This is a genomic window from Streptomyces sp. NPDC097129, assembly GCF_055668065.1.
The window spans coordinates 358,197-372,820 of record NZ_JBVOQE010000002.1 but is presented as its reverse complement, the minus strand read 5'-3'; the positions used below and the strand labels follow the sequence as shown (position 1 = coordinate 372,820).

Below are 14,624 nucleotides of genomic sequence, written 5' to 3'. Positions count from 1 at the left end.
GGCGTCATGCGAACCGTCGGCAGAGTCACCACCGCCGCCGCGAGTGCCGTGCTGCTGCTCGGCTGCGCCACCGGACCGGCGACCTCCCAGCCCGGCGACCACGCAGAGCGGGTGCTGGTCTTCTCCAAGACGGCCGGCTTCCGCCACGACTCCATCCTGGACGGCGTGGCCGCGGTCGAGCAGCTCGGCGCGAGCGGCGGCTTCACGGTCGACGCCACCGAGGACGCGGCCGCGTTCACACCGGGCAACCTGCGCCGGTACGCCGCCGTCGTGTTCCTGTCCACGACCGGGGACGTCCTCAACGCCGCACAGCAGCGGGCCTTCGAGGACTACGTGCACCGCGGCGGCGGCTACGTCGGCATCCACGCCGCCGCCGACACCGAGTACGACTGGGCCTTCTACGGCGGCCTCGCCGGCGCCTACTTCCAGTCGCACCCGGCGATCCAGCCCGCCACCGTCCAGGTCGAGGACCGGGCGCACCCGGCGACCGCCCACCTCGGCCCCACCTGGAACCGCACCGACGAGTGGTACAACTACCGCTCCGATCCCCGCGAGCGGGCGCACATCCTCGCCTCGCTGGACGAGTCGTCGTACAGCGGCGGCACCATGAACGGCGACCACCCGATCGCCTGGTGCCAGGAGTACCAGGGCGGCCGCGCCTTCTACACCGGCGGCGGCCACACCAAGGAGTCCTACGCCGACCCCGCCTTCCGGCAGCACCTGCTGGGCGGCATCCGGTACGCGATCGGCGCCGCGCAGGCCGACTGCCGGCCGGAGAACGGCTACCGGCCGCTCTTCGACGGCACCTCGCTGGAGGGCTGGCGGCAGGCCGGGCCGGGCTCCTTCACCCTGTCCGACGACGGCACGCTCACCTCGTCCGGCGGCCTCGGCCTGCTCTGGTACGCCGGCCGGAGCTTCGGGTCGTACTCCCTGAAGCTCGACTGGAGGACGGCCGGCGACGACAACTCCGGTGTGTTCGTGGGCTTCCCGCCCTCGGACGACCCGTGGTCGGCCGTGAACAACGGATACGAGGTCCAGATCGACGCCACCGACGTCCCGGAGAAGACCACCGGGTCCGTCTACGGCTTCCGCTCCGCCGACCTGAAGAAGCGCGACCGTGCGCTGAACCCGCCGGGGGAGTGGAACACGTACGAGATCCGCGTGCAGGGCGAACGCCTGCGCGTGTGGCTCAACGGCGTGCAGATCAACGACTTCACCAACACCGATCCGGCCCGGAGCCTCACGGACGGGCACATCGGCGTCCAGAACCACGGAGCCGGTGACGAGGTGTCCTTCCGCGACATCCGGATCAAGGAACTGCCCGCCCAGGGCGACTGAGCGGCGGCGGGGGGGGGACGCCGGACCCCCGCCCGCCGCTTCCCCACCCGTCAAGGGTTCTTCGCACGCGACAAGGAGGCTGCCCATGTCCGCGTCCCTCACCCCGCCCCGCACGGGCGTCTGGCTGATCGGCGCCCGCGGTTCGGTCGCCACCACGGTGGTGGCGGGCTGCGCCGCGCTGACGGCGGGCCTGCACCCGCCCACCGGGATGGTCACCGAGACCGCGCAGTTCGCCGCGGCCGGTCTGCCCCCGCTCGGCTCCCTGGTCTTCGGCGGCCACGACACCGTCGACTGCCCGCTGCCCAAGCGGGCCGAGCACCTGGCCGCGGCCGGGGTGCTCCCGCACGGCCTGCCGTCGGCGGTCGCCGCCGAACTGGCCGCCGCCGACCGGGAGATCCGGCCCGGCGGCCCCCTCACCGGTGACACCGGGCCCGCGGACCGGCTGATCGGCACGTTCGCCGACGACCTGCGGGACTTCCGCGAGCACAACGAACTCGCGCGGGTCGTCGTCGTGAACGTCGCCTCCACCGAACCGGCGCCCACCGGCGGCGAGCTGCCCCCGAGCTCCCTCTACGCGGCCGCCGCCCTGCGCGCCGGCTGCCCCTACGTCAACTTCACCCCCTCCACCGGCCTGCACCACCCGGCGCTGGCCGCCGAGGCCGCGGCGAGCGGGCTGCCGTACGCCGGACGGGACGGCAAGACCGGGCAGACGCTGCTGCGCTCCGTGCTCGGGCCGATGTTCGCCCAGCGCGCGCTCACCGTGCGGGCCTGGTCCGGCGCCAACCTGCTCGGCGGCGGCGACGGCGCGGCCCTCGCCGACCCGGCCGCCGCGGCCGCCAAGAACGCCGGCAAGGAACGCGTCCTCACCGACACCCTCGGCGCCGTGCCGCAGGGCGAGACGCACATCGACGACGTACCGGCCCTCGGCGACTTCAAGACCGCCTGGGACCACGTCGCCTTCGACGGCTTCCTCGGCACCCGCATGGTCCTGCAGACCATCTGGCAGGGCTGCGACTCCGCCCTCGCCGCACCCCTCGTCCTGGACCTCGCCCGGCTGACCGCCCGCGCCCACGAGGCAGGCCTGCGCGGCCCGCTGAGCGGTCTCGGCTTCTACTTCAAGGACCCGGTCGGAGACGGCCCGGCGGCGCTCGCAGAGCAGTACGCGGCGCTGCTGCGGTTCGGCGAGCGGCTCGGCGGGGGACAGCGGTGAGCCCCCGCCTGCGCGCCTGGGCCGAGCTGCTGAGGCTGCCCGCCCTGTGCACGGTCCCCGGTGACGTCCTGGCGGGCGCCGCGGCCGCCGCCGTACGGCCGGACCGGCGCACGCTCCTCGCCGCCGGCGCCTCCGTGTGCCTGTACGAGGCCGGCATGGCCCTCAACGACTGGGCGGACCGCGCCGAGGACGCCGTGGACCGCCCGCACCGGCCGCTGCCGTCCGGCCGCGTCCGCCCCGCCGCGGCCCTCACAGCGGCCGGTGCGCTCACGGCGGCCGGCCTCGGCCTCGCGGCCCGCGCCGGCCGCCCCGCCCTCACCGTCGCCGCGCCGCTCGCGGCCACCGTCTGGGCGTACGACCTCGTCCTGAAGCACACCCCGGCCGGTCCCGCGGCCATGGCGGCGGCCCGCGCCCTCGACCTGCTGCTCGGCGCGGCCGCCACCGCGGGCCGCACCCGGTCGGCCCTGCCGTCGGCGGCGCTGCTCGCCACGCACACCCTCGCCGTCACGACCGTCTCCCGCACCGAGACCCGCGGCGGCTCCACCGCGGCCCCCCTGGCCGCCCTGGCCACGACCGCCCTGCTCACCCACCGTCTCCCGGCAGCCCGCGGCGACGCAGCCACCCGCGGACTGCCGGGCCCCGCACTCACCGCCGCCCTCACCGCCCTCTACGCCGCCACCGCCGCCCGCCCCTACACCCACGCCGCCCTCAACCCCTCGCCCCCGCTCACCCAGCGCGCCGTCGGCGCAGGGATCCGCGCCACCGTTCCGCTCCAGGCGGCGCTGGCCGCCCGCTCCGGCGCCCGCGGCAGCGCGCTGCTGGTCGCCGCGCTCGCCCCGCTCGGCGCGCGCCTCGCCAAGCGGGTGAGCATCACATGAGCCTCCGCTTCGGATACGGCACCAACGGCCTTGCCGACCTGCGCCTCGACGACGCCCTCGCCCTGCTCGCCGGCCTCGGCTACGACGGCGTCGGCCTGACCCTCGACCACATGCACCTCGACCCGCTGGCCCCGGGCCTGGCCGCGCGCACCCGCCGGATCGCGCGCCGGCTCACCGCACTCGGCCTGGGCGTCACCGTGGAGACCGGCGCCCGCTACGTCCTCGACCCGCGCCGCAAACACGGCCCCTCCCTGCTGGACGCCGACCCCGACGACCGGGCCCGCCGCACCGACCTGCTGCTGCGCGCCGTACGGATCGCCGCCGACCTCGGCGCGCACGCCGTGCACTGCTTCAGCGGCGTCACACCGGACGGCACCGACGAGGACACGGCCTGGAAGCGGCTCGCCGAGTCCCTCGCGCCCGTGCTGGACGCGGCCGCCGCAGCCGGCGTCCCGCTCGCCGTGGAACCCGAACCCGGCCACCTCCTCGCCACCCTCGACGACTTCCACCGTCTGCGCCGCACCCTCGGCGACCCCGAACCCCTCGGCCTCACCCTCGACATCGGCCACTGCCAGTGCCTGGAGCCGCTGCCGCCCGCCGACTGCGTCCGGGCCGCCGCCCCGTGGCTGCGACACGTGCAGATCGAGGACATGCGCCGAGGCGTCCACGAACACCTCCCCTTCGGTGACGGCGAGATCGACTTCCCGCCCGTCCTCGCCGCCCTCTCCGACAGCGGCTACCAGGGCCTCACCGTCGTCGAACTGCCCCGCCACTCCCACGCCGGCCCGCACCTCGCGGCACTCTCCCTGCCCTACCTCAGGCACGCACAAGGGAGCACCTCATGACCCACCTCACCGCGGACGACCTGCGCGACCGTCTCCCCGGCGCCGCCCGCGCCTGGCTCGACCAGGCCCTGGACGAGGCCACCGCGCACCCCGGCGCGCACGGTCCGATCTCCGTGTGGGAACTGCGCCTGGCCGAGGCCGGGCGGCGCTGCGGACCCGAGCACGCGGAAGCCGCCCGCGCCCTCATCCTCGCCGCCGCCCGCCCCGGCCCGCCCGCCCTCGCCCGCGTCTACCACCAGGGCACCGCCGAGGAACGCCTCGCCGTGCTGCGAGCCCTGCCCGGCCTCGTCCCCGGCCCGGACGCCCTGCCGCTGGTCGAGGACGCGCTGCGCACCAACGACACCCGGCTGCTGGCCGCCGCCGTCGGCCCGTACGCCGCCCGCCACCTCGATCCGCACGGCTGGCGGCACGCCGTACTGAAGTGCCTGTTCACCGGCGTGTCCGTGGACGCGGTCACCGACCTGGACCGGCGCGCCCGCGGCGACGCCGAACTCGCCCGCATGCTGCGCGACTACGCCGCCGAACGCACCGCCGCCGGCCGTGCCGTCCCGGACGACCTGCGCCGCGTGCTCGCCACCACCGAGGAGGGAGACGGCTGATGCGCATCTTCGACCCGCACATCCACATGACGTCCCGCACCACCGACGACTACGCGGCGATGCGCGCCGCCGGTGTGCGCGCCGTGGTCGAGCCCGCGTTCTGGCTGGGCCAGCCCCGCACCGCGCCCGCCACCTTCTACGACTACTTCGACTCGCTGCTCGGCTGGGAGCCGTTCCGCGCCGCCCAGTACGGCATCGCCCACCACTGCACGATCGCCCTCAACCCCAAGGAGGCCAACGACCCGCGCTGCGCCCCCGTCCTCGACGAACTGCCCCGCTACCTCGTCAAGGACCGCGTGGTCGCCGTCGGCGAGATCGGCTACGACGCGATGACACCGGCCGAGGACAAGGCCCTGGCCGTCCAGCTCCAGCTCGCCGCCGACCACGGCCTGCCCGCCCTCGTGCACACCCCGCACCGCGACAAACTCGCCGGGCTGCGCCGCACCCTCGACGTCGTACGCGAGTCGGCGCTGACGCCCGAGCGGGTCCTGGTCGACCACCTCAACGAGACCACGGTGAAGGAGGCCAAGGACAGCGGCTGCTGGCTCGGCTTCTCCGTCTACCCGGACACCAAGATGGACGAGGCCCGCATGGTCGCCCTCCTGCGCTCCCACGGCCCCGAGCGGGTACTGGTGAACTCGGCCGCCGACTGGGGCCGCAGCGACCCCCTGAAGACCCGCAAGGTCGCCGATCTGATGCTGAAGGAAGGGTTCACCGAGGACGACGTGGACCGCGTGCTGTGGCGCAACCCGGTCGCGTTCTACGGACAAAGCGGCCGCCTCGCCCTCGACGTCACCACGACCGGACCCACCCACGCGGGCAACTCCGTGCTGCGCGGCGGGGAGTGACGCCGATGCGCCTGCGCCACCCCGACGGCTCCACGGTCCACCTCGCCTACTGCACCAACGTCCACCCGGCCGAGACCCTCGACGGCGTCCTCGCGCAACTGCGCGACCACTGCGAGCCGGTGCGCCGCCGCCTCGGCATCGGCCTGTGGCTCGCCCGTGACGCCGCCCGCGCCCTGGCCGCCGACCCGGCCGCACTGCGCGGCCTGCGCGACGAACTCGACCGGCGCGGCCTGGAGGTCGTCACCCTCAACGGCTTCCCGTACGAGGGGTTCGGCGCCGGCGAGGTCAAGTACCGCGTGTACCGCCCCGACTGGTCCGCACCCGAGCGCCTCGACCACACCACCGCCCTCGCCCGCATCCTCACCGCCCTGCTCCCGGACGACGTCACCGAGGGCAGCATCTCCACCCTGCCGCTCGCCTGGCGCACCGCGGCGGACACCGACCGCGGGCTCGACGCGCTGCGCGTGCTCGGCGAACGCCTCGACGCCTTGGAGGAGCTGACCGGACGCAGCGTGCGGATCGGTCTGGAGCCCGAGCCGGGATGCGTCGTCGAGACCACCGGGGACGCCCTCGCCCCGCTCGCCGCGATCCACCATCCCCGCATCGGCGTGTGCGTGGACACGTGCCACCTCGCGACCTCCTTCGAGGACCCGGACACCGCACTGACCGCCCTCACCGCGGCAGGCGTCCCCATCATCAAGTCCCAGCTGTCCGCGGCCCTGCAGGCCGAGCAGCCGCACCGGCCCGAGGTGCGGACCGCGCTGGCCCGGTTCGCCGAGCCCCGCTTCCTGCACCAGACCCGCACCCGGACCGCCACCGGCCTGCGCGGCTCGGACGACCTCGGCGACGCCCTGACCGGCGGCACGCTGCCCGACGCCACACCCTGGCGGGCCCACTTCCACGTGCCGCTGCACGCCGACCCGGCCCCGCCGCTCACCTCCACCCTGCCCGTCCTCAAGGCCGCCCTGGCCTGCCTGGCCGGCGGACCCCACCCGCTCACCCGCCACCTGGAGGTCGAGACCTACACCTGGCAGGCACTGCCGCCCGGGCTGCGCCCACGCACCCGCGACCGGCTCGTCGACGGCATCGCCGCCGAACTCACCCTGGCCCGCGACCTGCTGACGGACCTCGGCCTGAAGGAGCTGCCATGAGCACCACCGAGCCGATCCCCCTCCTCGTCCTCGACGTCGTCGGCCTCACCCCCCGCCTGCTGGAGCACATGCCGCGCCTGAAAGCCCTCGCCGACGCCGGCTCGCGCGCCCCTCTGGACACCGTCCTGCCCGCCGTCACCTGCTCCGCCCAGGCCACCTTCCTCACCGGCACCCACCCCGGCGAACACGGCATCGTCGGCAACGGCTGGTACTTCCGCGACCTCGGCGACGTCCTGCTGTGGCGGCAGCACAACGCGCTGATCGAGGGCGACAAGGTGTGGGACGCCGCCCGCCGCGCCCACCCCGGCTACACCGTCGCGAACGTCTGCTGGTGGTACGCCATGGGCGCCGACACCGACTGCACGGTCACCCCCCGCCCGGTGTACTACGCCGACGGCCGTAAGGAACCCGACTGCTACACCTGGCCGCCGGCCCTGCACGACGAACTCACCGACGCCCTCGGTACGTTCCCGCTCTTCCACTACTGGGGCCCCACCGCCGACCTGACCTCCAGCCGCTGGATCATCGACGCCACCCGGCACATCAACCGCACCCGCCGGCCGAACCTCACGCTCTGCTACCTCCCCCACCTCGACTACGACCTCCAGCGTCACGGCCCCGACGATCCGCGCTCCCACCGCGCCGCCGCCGACCTCGACGCCGCCCTCGCCCCGCTGCTGGACGACGCCCGCGCCGAGGGCCGCACCGTGCTCGCCCTGTCCGAGTACGGCATCACCCCGGTGCGCCACCCCGTCGACATCAACCGCGCCCTGCGCCGAGCCGGGCTGCTCCAAGTGCACACCCAGGACGGCATGGAGTACCTCGACCCGATGGCCTCGCGCGCCTTCGCCGTCGCCGACCACCAGATCGCCCACGTCTACGTCCGCCGCCCCGAGGACCTCGCCGCCACCCGCGCCGCCCTCGACGGCCTGCCCGGCCTCGCCGACCTGCTCGACGACGAGGGCAAGAAGGCCCACCAACTGGACCACCCCCGCGCCGGCGAGCTCGTCGCCGTCGCCGAGGAGGACGCCTGGTTCACGTACTACTACTGGCTCGACGACGCCCGCGCCCCCGACTTCGCGCGGCTCGTCGACATCCACCGCAAACCCGGCTACGACCCGGCCGAGCTGTTCATGGATCCGCTCGACCCGTATGTGAAGCTCCGCGCGGCCGGCGCCCTGGCCCGCAAGAAGCTCGGCCTGCGCTACCGCATGGCGGTCGTGCCCCTCGACCCGGCACCCGTGCGCGGCAGCCACGGCCGCCTCCCCACGAGCGACGACGACGGTCCGCTCGTCCTGTGCTCCACCCCCCGCGCCGTCGGTGACCGTGTCGCGGCCACCGACGTGAAGTCCCTCCTGCTCCACCTTGCCGGTCTCGACGGACCGGATCACCATGGCGAAGAGAGGCACCCGTGAACGACATCCGCACCCCCGACGACCAGCTGCGCCGCTCCCTCGGCATCGGCCGCCGCTCGTTCCTGAGCACCTGCACCGCCGTCGCGGCCGGCGCGATCGCCGCCCCCGTCCTCGGCGCTGCCCCCGTGCACGCCGCCACCCCGGCGGCCGCCGACGGCGCCACCGCCAAGGGGCACGAGCTGGTGCCCGCCGACAAGCGCGGCATCATCCTGTACACCGTCCGCGACGCCATCGGCCGCGACCCGCTGACCACCACCCTGCCCTCCGGCTTCCGCGCGGTGTTCGAGCAGCTCGCCCGGTTCGGGTACCGGCAGGTGGAGTTCGCGGGCTACGGCCAGCACGCCAACGCGCCCGGCGGCGCCAACCTGGAGTCCGTGCAGGGCGCCAGGCTGCTGCGCGGCTGGCTGGACGACTTCGGGCTGCGCGCCCAGGGCAACCACGGCTTCATCCCGCCGTCCTGGCCGCTGACCGGCGCCGATCTCGACACCTTCAAGAAGCACCTGGAGATCGCGAACATCCTCGGCATGGCGCACATGGGCACCGGTGGCGACCCCACCTCCAGCGCCGTCAAGTCCGACTGGGACGCGGCCGCCGACAAGTGGAACGCCCTCGGGGAGATCGCCCGCGCCGCCGGGATCAAGCTGTACACCCACAACCACGACGCGGCCTACGGCTTCCTGCTGGACGGCGGCCCGCTGGACGCCCAGGGCCGGCCCACACGCAGCTCCGGCCTGCGCAAGCTGGAGTACTTCCTCACCGTCACCGACCCGCGGCTGGTGTGGCTGGAGATGGACGTCTTCTGGGCGCACGTGGCGCAGTACAAGTTCCGCACCTACACCGCCCATGACGGCTCCACGCAGACGAAGATCTTCGACCCGGCCGGTCTGGTCGAGCGCTACGACAAGCGCTACCCGCTCTTCCACGCCAAGGACGGCGTGGTCAACGCCACCAACGGGATGGGCTACGACATGGTCCCGTTCGGCACCGGCGTGATCGACTACACGACGTTCTTCTCCCGCGTCGGCCACCGCAATTACCACAACCCGATGGTCGAGCAGGACAACGCGCCCAGCGCTACCGACCCGGGGCAGTCCCTCGCACACGCGGCGGTCGGCTACCGCAACCTGGCCGCCCTGCGCCGCAAGTAGGGCACCCCATGAGGAGGGGCCTCCCCGGCGTCACGGGGGAGGCCCCTCCCCAGGTGTCGAGCGCCGGTCTCAGCCGGTGGACGCCCGCCCCGGCTGCCGCAGCAGCAACGCGATCGCCGCCGCCACCATCGACACCCCGCCCGCCAGCGCGTACGCCCGGAGCCCACCCCGCCGACCACGCCCCTAGCTCCGCCACTTCGCGATGATCTCGTCGGCCAGCCACCGGGCGACCCCGACCGGGTAGGGCCGGGGCAGGCTGAGCACGATGTGGTTCATCCCGGCGGCGACCAGGGCGGCGACCGTCGCGCGGGTCGCCGCCGGGTCGTCGTACGACACGAGCAGCTGCACCGATCGCACGATCTCGTCCGGGTCGCGCCCGAGGTCGGCGCAGTGGGCGTCGAGGACGCGGGACCGTTCGGCGACGAAGTCCACGCTGTGGTGCGGCGGCCCGGGGATGTTCCAGGCATCCGCGTGCTCGGCCACCAGCCGCAGCAGCCGGGTGCCCCAGCCGCCGATGAGCAGCGGGGGACCCGGCCGCTGTACGGGCTTGGGCTCGTTGCGCGTGCCCTTGAGCCGGTAGTGGCGGCCCTCGAAGTCGAAGACGTCCCGCGTCCACATCCGCTTCAGAATCTCGGCGCTCTCCGCGAGCCGGGCGATGCCTTCGGCGGGCGGCACCAGGTCGAGCCCGTACGCCTCGTACTCCGCGATCGCCGGATTCGGCCCGGCCATCCCGCCCGCGCCGGGCGGCTGCCGTGTGCCTCCGACGCCGAGCCCGAGGACGAGCCGGCCACCGGAGATCACGTCCAGGGTGGACGCCATCTTGCCGAGGAGGGCGGGCGGCCGGATCCGGTTGCTGGTCACCAGCAGCCCGAGCCGCAGCCGCTCGGTCTGCGCGGCGAGCGCGCTGAGCAGCGTCCAGCCCTCGTAGACGGCACGGCGTCGGCCTCGAGCCAGACGCGGCGGATGTCCTCGTAGGGCACGTGCATGGGGGTGGTCTTCAGACCGAATCGCACAGTAGTCATGACGATCAGCTTAATAAATAATCAGGGGTGCTGACAGTCAGTTTCGGGAATACAGTCGGGGCATGGTCAGTGATCAGCAGCCCGCGCCGCTCGACTCCCGGCTCGGCTACCTCCTCAAGCACACACAGGCCCGCTTCGCCCGTGTCTCCGCCGAGGCCCTGGCACCCCACGGCGTGGACGGGCATGAGCTGGCCGTCCTGGTCGTCCTCGCCTCAGGTGAACCGCTGTCGCAGGTGGAGGCGGCGGCCCGGCTCGGCGTCGACCGCACGACGATGGTGTCGCTGGTCGACGGGCTGGAGGACCATGGCCTGGTGGGGCGCCGGCGCAGCCCCCAGGACCGCCGCAAGAACATCGTCGAGCTGACCGAGGCCGGCCATGACTGCCTGCGCCGCGCGGAGGAGGCCCGCCGTGCCGCCGAGCGGCGCTTCCTCGCCGTCCTGGACGAGGACACGGCGGCGACGCTCGTCCGGGCGCTGCGCACGCTCGCGACCGGCGAGGAGTGACCGCCCGCGCGCCCTCGGTGACGGCCCGCCCGAGCCCCGCCCGCACGGCGCCCACCGCACGGATACGCAGGTGAAAGGCACTGCGAAACCTTGGTATGGTTGTCCTCGTCGCCGCGGGGATGCCCCCGGCCGGGCGGCAGACACCTTGTCCGGGTGGCGGAATGGCAGACGCGCTAGCTTGAGGTGCTAGTGCCCTTTATCGGGCGTGGGGGTTCAAGTCCCCCCTCGGACACCAGTGAGACCCCTGTGCGACAGGGGTCTTTTTCTTTGCCCCCGTCAGCGGAAGCACGCGTCCCGGAGGCCCCCGCCCACGGAACCCGCCCGCGGAAAAATGCGAGGCCGGCCGCCGGCCGCGCGAGGCATGATGGCGGAGCGCACCACCATCCGGGGGGACCTGTGAGCGAGAGATACGTCCTGCTGTCCGGCATCGTCGGCTCCACCGCGTACGGCCTGGCGCATGAGGACTCCGACATCGACCGGCTCGGCCTGTTCGCCGCCCCCACCGAGGAGCTGCACGGCCTGCGGCAGCCCAAGGAGTCCCACGTCACCACCGCACCGGACCGCACCCTGCACGAGGCGGGCAAGTGGTGCCGGCTGGCACTCAGCGGGAACCCGACCGTCATGGAACTGGTGTGGCTGCCGGACGAGCTGTACGAGGTGCGCACCCCGCTCGGCGACGAACTCATCGCCCTGCGCTCCTCCCTCCTCAGCGCCCGACGGGTACGCGACGCCTACCTCGGCTACGCCACCCAGCAGTTCCGCAAGCTCGTCAACCGGGCCGAGGGCACCGCACCTCCCGCGCGCGTCGCCAAGCACGCCCGGCACCTGCGGCGGCTGTGCGTGCAGGGCTTCGAGCTGTACGCGACCGGCGCGCTGACCGTCCGCGTCGACGACCCCGCCGCCTACCACGCCTTCGGCGAGCGCGTCGCCGCCGACCCGTCTGCCGCACAGCCGCTGCTGCGTCACTACGAGGACGCCTTCGCCAGCACGCCCAGCGCCCTGCCCGAACGCCCCGACGAGACCGCTGCCGACGCCTGGCTGCGCCGGGTACGCGCCCACTTCTACACACCCGCGGCCTGACGGAAAATCAGATGCCCGGCTCTCGCGGGACTCCCTAGACTCGCCGCACGACGCGCGCCACGAGAGGTGGCGCGCTCGCCGGGATTGATGACGAGTGAGGGGAGCAGGCCATGCGCGACCGCACCGCTGCCGCCGCTCCCCGCACCCGCTACGAGGTGATCCTCGTGTCTCGTGCCGTCCGGTGCCCGCTGCGCGGCCGGCACCGGAGGCCCGCGACCCGGATCTGACGCTCCGTCACATCCGTGCGTCGCGGGGGAATCGCGCTGCTCTTGCACCGCATCCCACCGAAAGGCAACAGGGCCGTGCGCACCGCACTCGACCGTCACCTCACCCACCCGCTCACCGCCGTCCGCAACCTGGGCATCCTCGCCCACGTCGACGCCGGCAAGACCACCGTCACCGAGCGGATCCTGTACGCCACCGGCACCACGCACAAACGCGGCGAGGTACACGACGGCACCACCGTCACCGACTTCGACCCGCAGGAACGCGACCGCGGCATCACCATCTTCGCCGCGGCCGTCAGCTGCGCCTGGGACGGCCACCGGATCAACCTGATCGACACCCCGGGACACGTCGACTTCGCCGACGAGGTGGAGCGTTCGCTGCGGGTGCTGGACGGGGCGGTGGCCGTGTTCGACGCGGTGGCCGGCGTGGAGCCGCAGAGCGAGTCCGTGTGGCGGCAGGCCGACCGGCACGGCGTGCCCAGGATCGCGTTCGTCAACAAGATGGACCGCGCGGGCGCCGACCTGGACGCGGCCGTCGCCTCGATCCGCGCGCGGCTGCACCCCACGCCGCTGGTCGTGCAGCTGCCGCTCGGTGCGGAGGACTCCTTCACCGGCGTCGTCGACCTGGTCCGGATGCGCTCCCTGACCTGGTCCGAAGGCCGTGAGTCGGTCACCGAGGGCCCGGTTGCGGACGCGGTCCTCGACGAGGCACGGCGGCGGCGCCGGATCCTGGAGGAGGCCGTGGCGGAACGGCATCCGGCGGCGCTGGAGGAGTTCTGCGACCGGGAGACCCTCTCGGCGCCGACCCTCGTCAAAGCGCTGCGGGACCTCACCGTCAGCGGTGACGGCGTCGTCGTGCTGTGCGGCTCCGCCTACCGCGACCGGGGCATCGAGCCGCTGCTGGACGCCGTGGTCGCCTACCTGCCCTCACCGGCCGACCGGCCCCCGGTCCGGGGCACGCAGGACGGCCAGGAGCGCCCCGCCGACCCCGCCGCCCCGTTCACCGCCCTGGCGTTCAAGGTGACCGCCACGGCGACCGGACGCCTGACCTACCTGCGCGTGTACGCCGGAACACTGGAGAAGGGAGACACCGTGTGGGACGCCACCGCACGCCGCACCGAGCGCGTCGGCCGCATCCTGCGCGTCCAGGCCGACCGGCACGCCGCGGTCGAACGGGCGGCCGCCGGCGACATCGTCGCCGTCGTCGGCCTGAAGTCGGCCCGCGCGGGCGCGACCCTGTGCGCGCCGGGCGCGCCGATCGTGCTGGAACCGCCGGGCGTGGCCGAACCCGTCGTCTCGGTGGCCGTCGAGGCCCGCCGCGGCACCGACACCGAACGGCTGTCGGCCGCACTGGCCCGGCTGGCCGAGGAGGACCCGTCCCTGGTGATCCGCACCGACCCCGAGACGGGCCAGACGGTCCTGTCCGGCATGGGCGAACTCCACCTGGAGGTCGCGGCGGAGAAACTGCGCCTCGCCCACGGGCTGGAGATCACCACGGGCCGCCCGCGGGTCAGCCACCGCGAGACGGTCGCCCGAGGGGTGACCGGCGTCGTCTTCCGGCACGTCAAACAGGACGGCGGGGCGGGCCAGTTCGCGCACGTCGTGCTCGACGTGCAGCCGCTGTCGGGCGGCCCGGGCACCACCGGCTTCGCGTTCGCGTCCACCGTGGTGGGCGGCCGGGTGCCGCAGGAGTACGTCCGCGCGGTCGAGGCCGGCTGCCGGGACGCGCTGGCCGAGGGCGGCCCGCTCGCCGGGCACCCGGTGACCGGGCTGAAGGTGACGCTCACCGACGGGTCCACGCACGTGAAGGACTCCTCGGAGATGGCCTTCCGCACGGCCGGCCGGCTCGGCCTGCGCGAGGCGCTGCGCGGCTGCGGCATGCTGCTGCTCGAACCGGTCGCCGAGGTCACGGTGACCGTGCCCGAGGACGCGGTCGGCGCGGTCCTCGGCGACCTCGCGGCGCGCCGGGCCAGGGTCACCGGGTCCGGCACCCGCGGCGGCGCGGCGGTGGTGACGGCGACGGTGCCGCTGGCCGAACTGTTCGGCTACGCCACCCGCCTGCGCAGCCGCACCCAGGGCCGCGGCACCTTCACGGCCCGTCCGACGGGGTACGCGCCCGCGTGACCCGGACCGCCGGCGGTCTCGCGCCCTTTGCGGGGGTGGGGGGCCGCCGGTGGCCGGCGGCCAGGGAGGCGGCACCGTCGTGTGCGTGCGGCTGTCCGGAGCGGTGGTGCGGGCGGCCGTGCGAACGCCGGCCGCCCCGGCGTCGGCGCCATGGCCGTCTCCGCCGTCGACGTCTCCCTCCGGTGCCGAAGCCCGGTCGATGTCCGGTGTTCGAAACCAAGTTCGCACCAGGGCCA

The 14,624-nt window shown here is 74.3% G+C and carries 11 protein-coding genes, 1 tRNA gene and 2 pseudogenes; 13 read left to right on the top strand and 1 reads right to left on the bottom strand.

What is annotated here, in order from left to right; genetic code table 11:
- Nucleotides 1-6 precede the first annotated feature (6 nt).
- From AC0B9F_RS07580 to AC0B9F_RS07540, 9 genes and pseudogenes are all read left to right on the top strand, one after another.
- Complete coding sequence (locus AC0B9F_RS07580; protein ID WP_471999583.1) at nt 7-1,338, top strand: ThuA domain-containing protein; 1,332 nt, start codon at nt 7-9, stop codon at nt 1,336-1,338.
- 85 nt (nt 1,339-1,423) lie between these two features.
- Nucleotides 1,424-2,548: an inositol-3-phosphate synthase gene (locus AC0B9F_RS07575; protein ID WP_471999581.1), complete on the top strand. Its 1,125-nt coding sequence runs from the start codon at nt 1,424-1,426 to the stop codon at nt 2,546-2,548.
- The gene (locus AC0B9F_RS07570) at nt 2,545-3,426 is read left to right on the top strand and encodes an SCO3242 family prenyltransferase (RefSeq protein WP_471999579.1); all 882 of its coding nucleotides are present in this window, start codon (nt 2,545-2,547) and stop codon (nt 3,424-3,426) included. The genes AC0B9F_RS07575 and AC0B9F_RS07570 overlap by 4 nt, the downstream gene beginning before the upstream one ends.
- Complete coding sequence (locus AC0B9F_RS07565) at nt 3,423-4,271, top strand: sugar phosphate isomerase/epimerase family protein (protein ID WP_471999577.1); 849 nt, start codon at nt 3,423-3,425, stop codon at nt 4,269-4,271. The genes AC0B9F_RS07570 and AC0B9F_RS07565 overlap by 4 nt, the downstream gene beginning before the upstream one ends.
- Nucleotides 4,256-4,870: pseudogene (locus tag AC0B9F_RS07560) on the top strand (EboA domain-containing protein); the annotation flags it as partial. The gene AC0B9F_RS07565 and the pseudogene AC0B9F_RS07560, both read left to right, overlap by 16 nt.
- The gene (locus tag AC0B9F_RS07555; protein ID WP_471999575.1) at nt 4,870-5,718 is read left to right on the top strand and encodes a TatD family hydrolase; all 849 of its coding nucleotides are present in this window, start codon (nt 4,870-4,872) and stop codon (nt 5,716-5,718) included. The pseudogene AC0B9F_RS07560 and the gene AC0B9F_RS07555, both read left to right, overlap by 1 nt.
- Before the next feature lie 5 nt (nt 5,719-5,723).
- On the top strand, nt 5,724-6,869 hold the full coding sequence (gene eboE / locus AC0B9F_RS07550; RefSeq protein WP_471999573.1) for a metabolite traffic protein EboE: 1,146 nt from the start codon (nt 5,724-5,726) through the stop codon (nt 6,867-6,869).
- Nucleotides 6,866-8,284: a nucleotide pyrophosphatase/phosphodiesterase family protein gene (locus tag AC0B9F_RS07545; RefSeq protein WP_471999572.1), complete on the top strand. Its 1,419-nt coding sequence runs from the start codon at nt 6,866-6,868 to the stop codon at nt 8,282-8,284. Before eboE ends, AC0B9F_RS07545 begins: the two co-directional genes overlap by 4 nt.
- Nucleotides 8,281-9,432: a sugar phosphate isomerase/epimerase family protein gene (locus AC0B9F_RS07540; RefSeq protein WP_471999569.1), complete on the top strand. Its 1,152-nt coding sequence runs from the start codon at nt 8,281-8,283 to the stop codon at nt 9,430-9,432. The genes AC0B9F_RS07545 and AC0B9F_RS07540 overlap by 4 nt, the downstream gene beginning before the upstream one ends.
- 183 nt (nt 9,433-9,615) lie before the next feature.
- On the opposite strand, the pseudogene AC0B9F_RS07535 reads toward AC0B9F_RS07540, so the two are convergent.
- Nucleotides 9,616-10,454: pseudogene (locus tag AC0B9F_RS07535) on the bottom strand (LLM class flavin-dependent oxidoreductase).
- A 62-nt stretch (nt 10,455-10,516) separates the two neighbouring features.
- Here AC0B9F_RS07535 and AC0B9F_RS07530 point away from each other — a divergent pair.
- The 4 genes from AC0B9F_RS07530 (at nt 10,517) to fusA (ending at nt 14,388) form a co-directional block, all read left to right on the top strand.
- On the top strand, nt 10,517-10,957 hold the full coding sequence (locus AC0B9F_RS07530; RefSeq protein ID WP_471999567.1) for a MarR family winged helix-turn-helix transcriptional regulator: 441 nt from the start codon (nt 10,517-10,519) through the stop codon (nt 10,955-10,957).
- A gap of 147 nt (nt 10,958-11,104) precedes the next feature.
- Nucleotides 11,105-11,192: transfer RNA gene (locus AC0B9F_RS07525), tRNA-Leu, on the top strand.
- Between the two features lie 161 nt (nt 11,193-11,353).
- Nucleotides 11,354-12,037, top strand: a complete 684-nt coding sequence (locus tag AC0B9F_RS07520; RefSeq protein WP_471999564.1) for a nucleotidyltransferase domain-containing protein — start codon at nt 11,354-11,356, stop codon at nt 12,035-12,037.
- Between the two features lie 302 nt (nt 12,038-12,339).
- The gene (gene fusA / locus AC0B9F_RS07515) at nt 12,340-14,388 is read left to right on the top strand and encodes an elongation factor G (RefSeq protein WP_471999561.1); all 2,049 of its coding nucleotides are present in this window, start codon (nt 12,340-12,342) and stop codon (nt 14,386-14,388) included.
- The last annotated feature ends 236 nt before the right edge of the window (nt 14,389-14,624 follow it).

What these genes read in the sequence shown, in the direction of transcription:
- AC0B9F_RS07565 (WP_471999577.1), top strand. Translation starts at nt 3,423, where the DNA reads ATGAGCCTCCGCTTCGGATACGGCACCAACGGCCTTGCCGACCTGCGC.
- AC0B9F_RS07555 (WP_471999575.1), top strand. Translation starts at nt 4,870, where the DNA reads ATGCGCATCTTCGACCCGCACATCCACATGACGTCCCGCACCACCGAC.
- AC0B9F_RS07575 (WP_471999581.1), top strand. Translation starts at nt 1,424, where the DNA reads ATGTCCGCGTCCCTCACCCCGCCCCGCACGGGCGTCTGGCTGATCGGC.
- AC0B9F_RS07530 (WP_471999567.1), top strand. Translation starts at nt 10,517, where the DNA reads ATGGTCAGTGATCAGCAGCCCGCGCCGCTCGACTCCCGGCTCGGCTAC.
- AC0B9F_RS07545 (WP_471999572.1), top strand. Translation starts at nt 6,866, where the DNA reads ATGAGCACCACCGAGCCGATCCCCCTCCTCGTCCTCGACGTCGTCGGC.
- AC0B9F_RS07580 (WP_471999583.1), top strand. Translation starts at nt 7, where the DNA reads ATGCGAACCGTCGGCAGAGTCACCACCGCCGCCGCGAGTGCCGTGCTG.
- eboE (WP_471999573.1), top strand. Translation starts at nt 5,724, where the DNA reads ATGCGCCTGCGCCACCCCGACGGCTCCACGGTCCACCTCGCCTACTGC.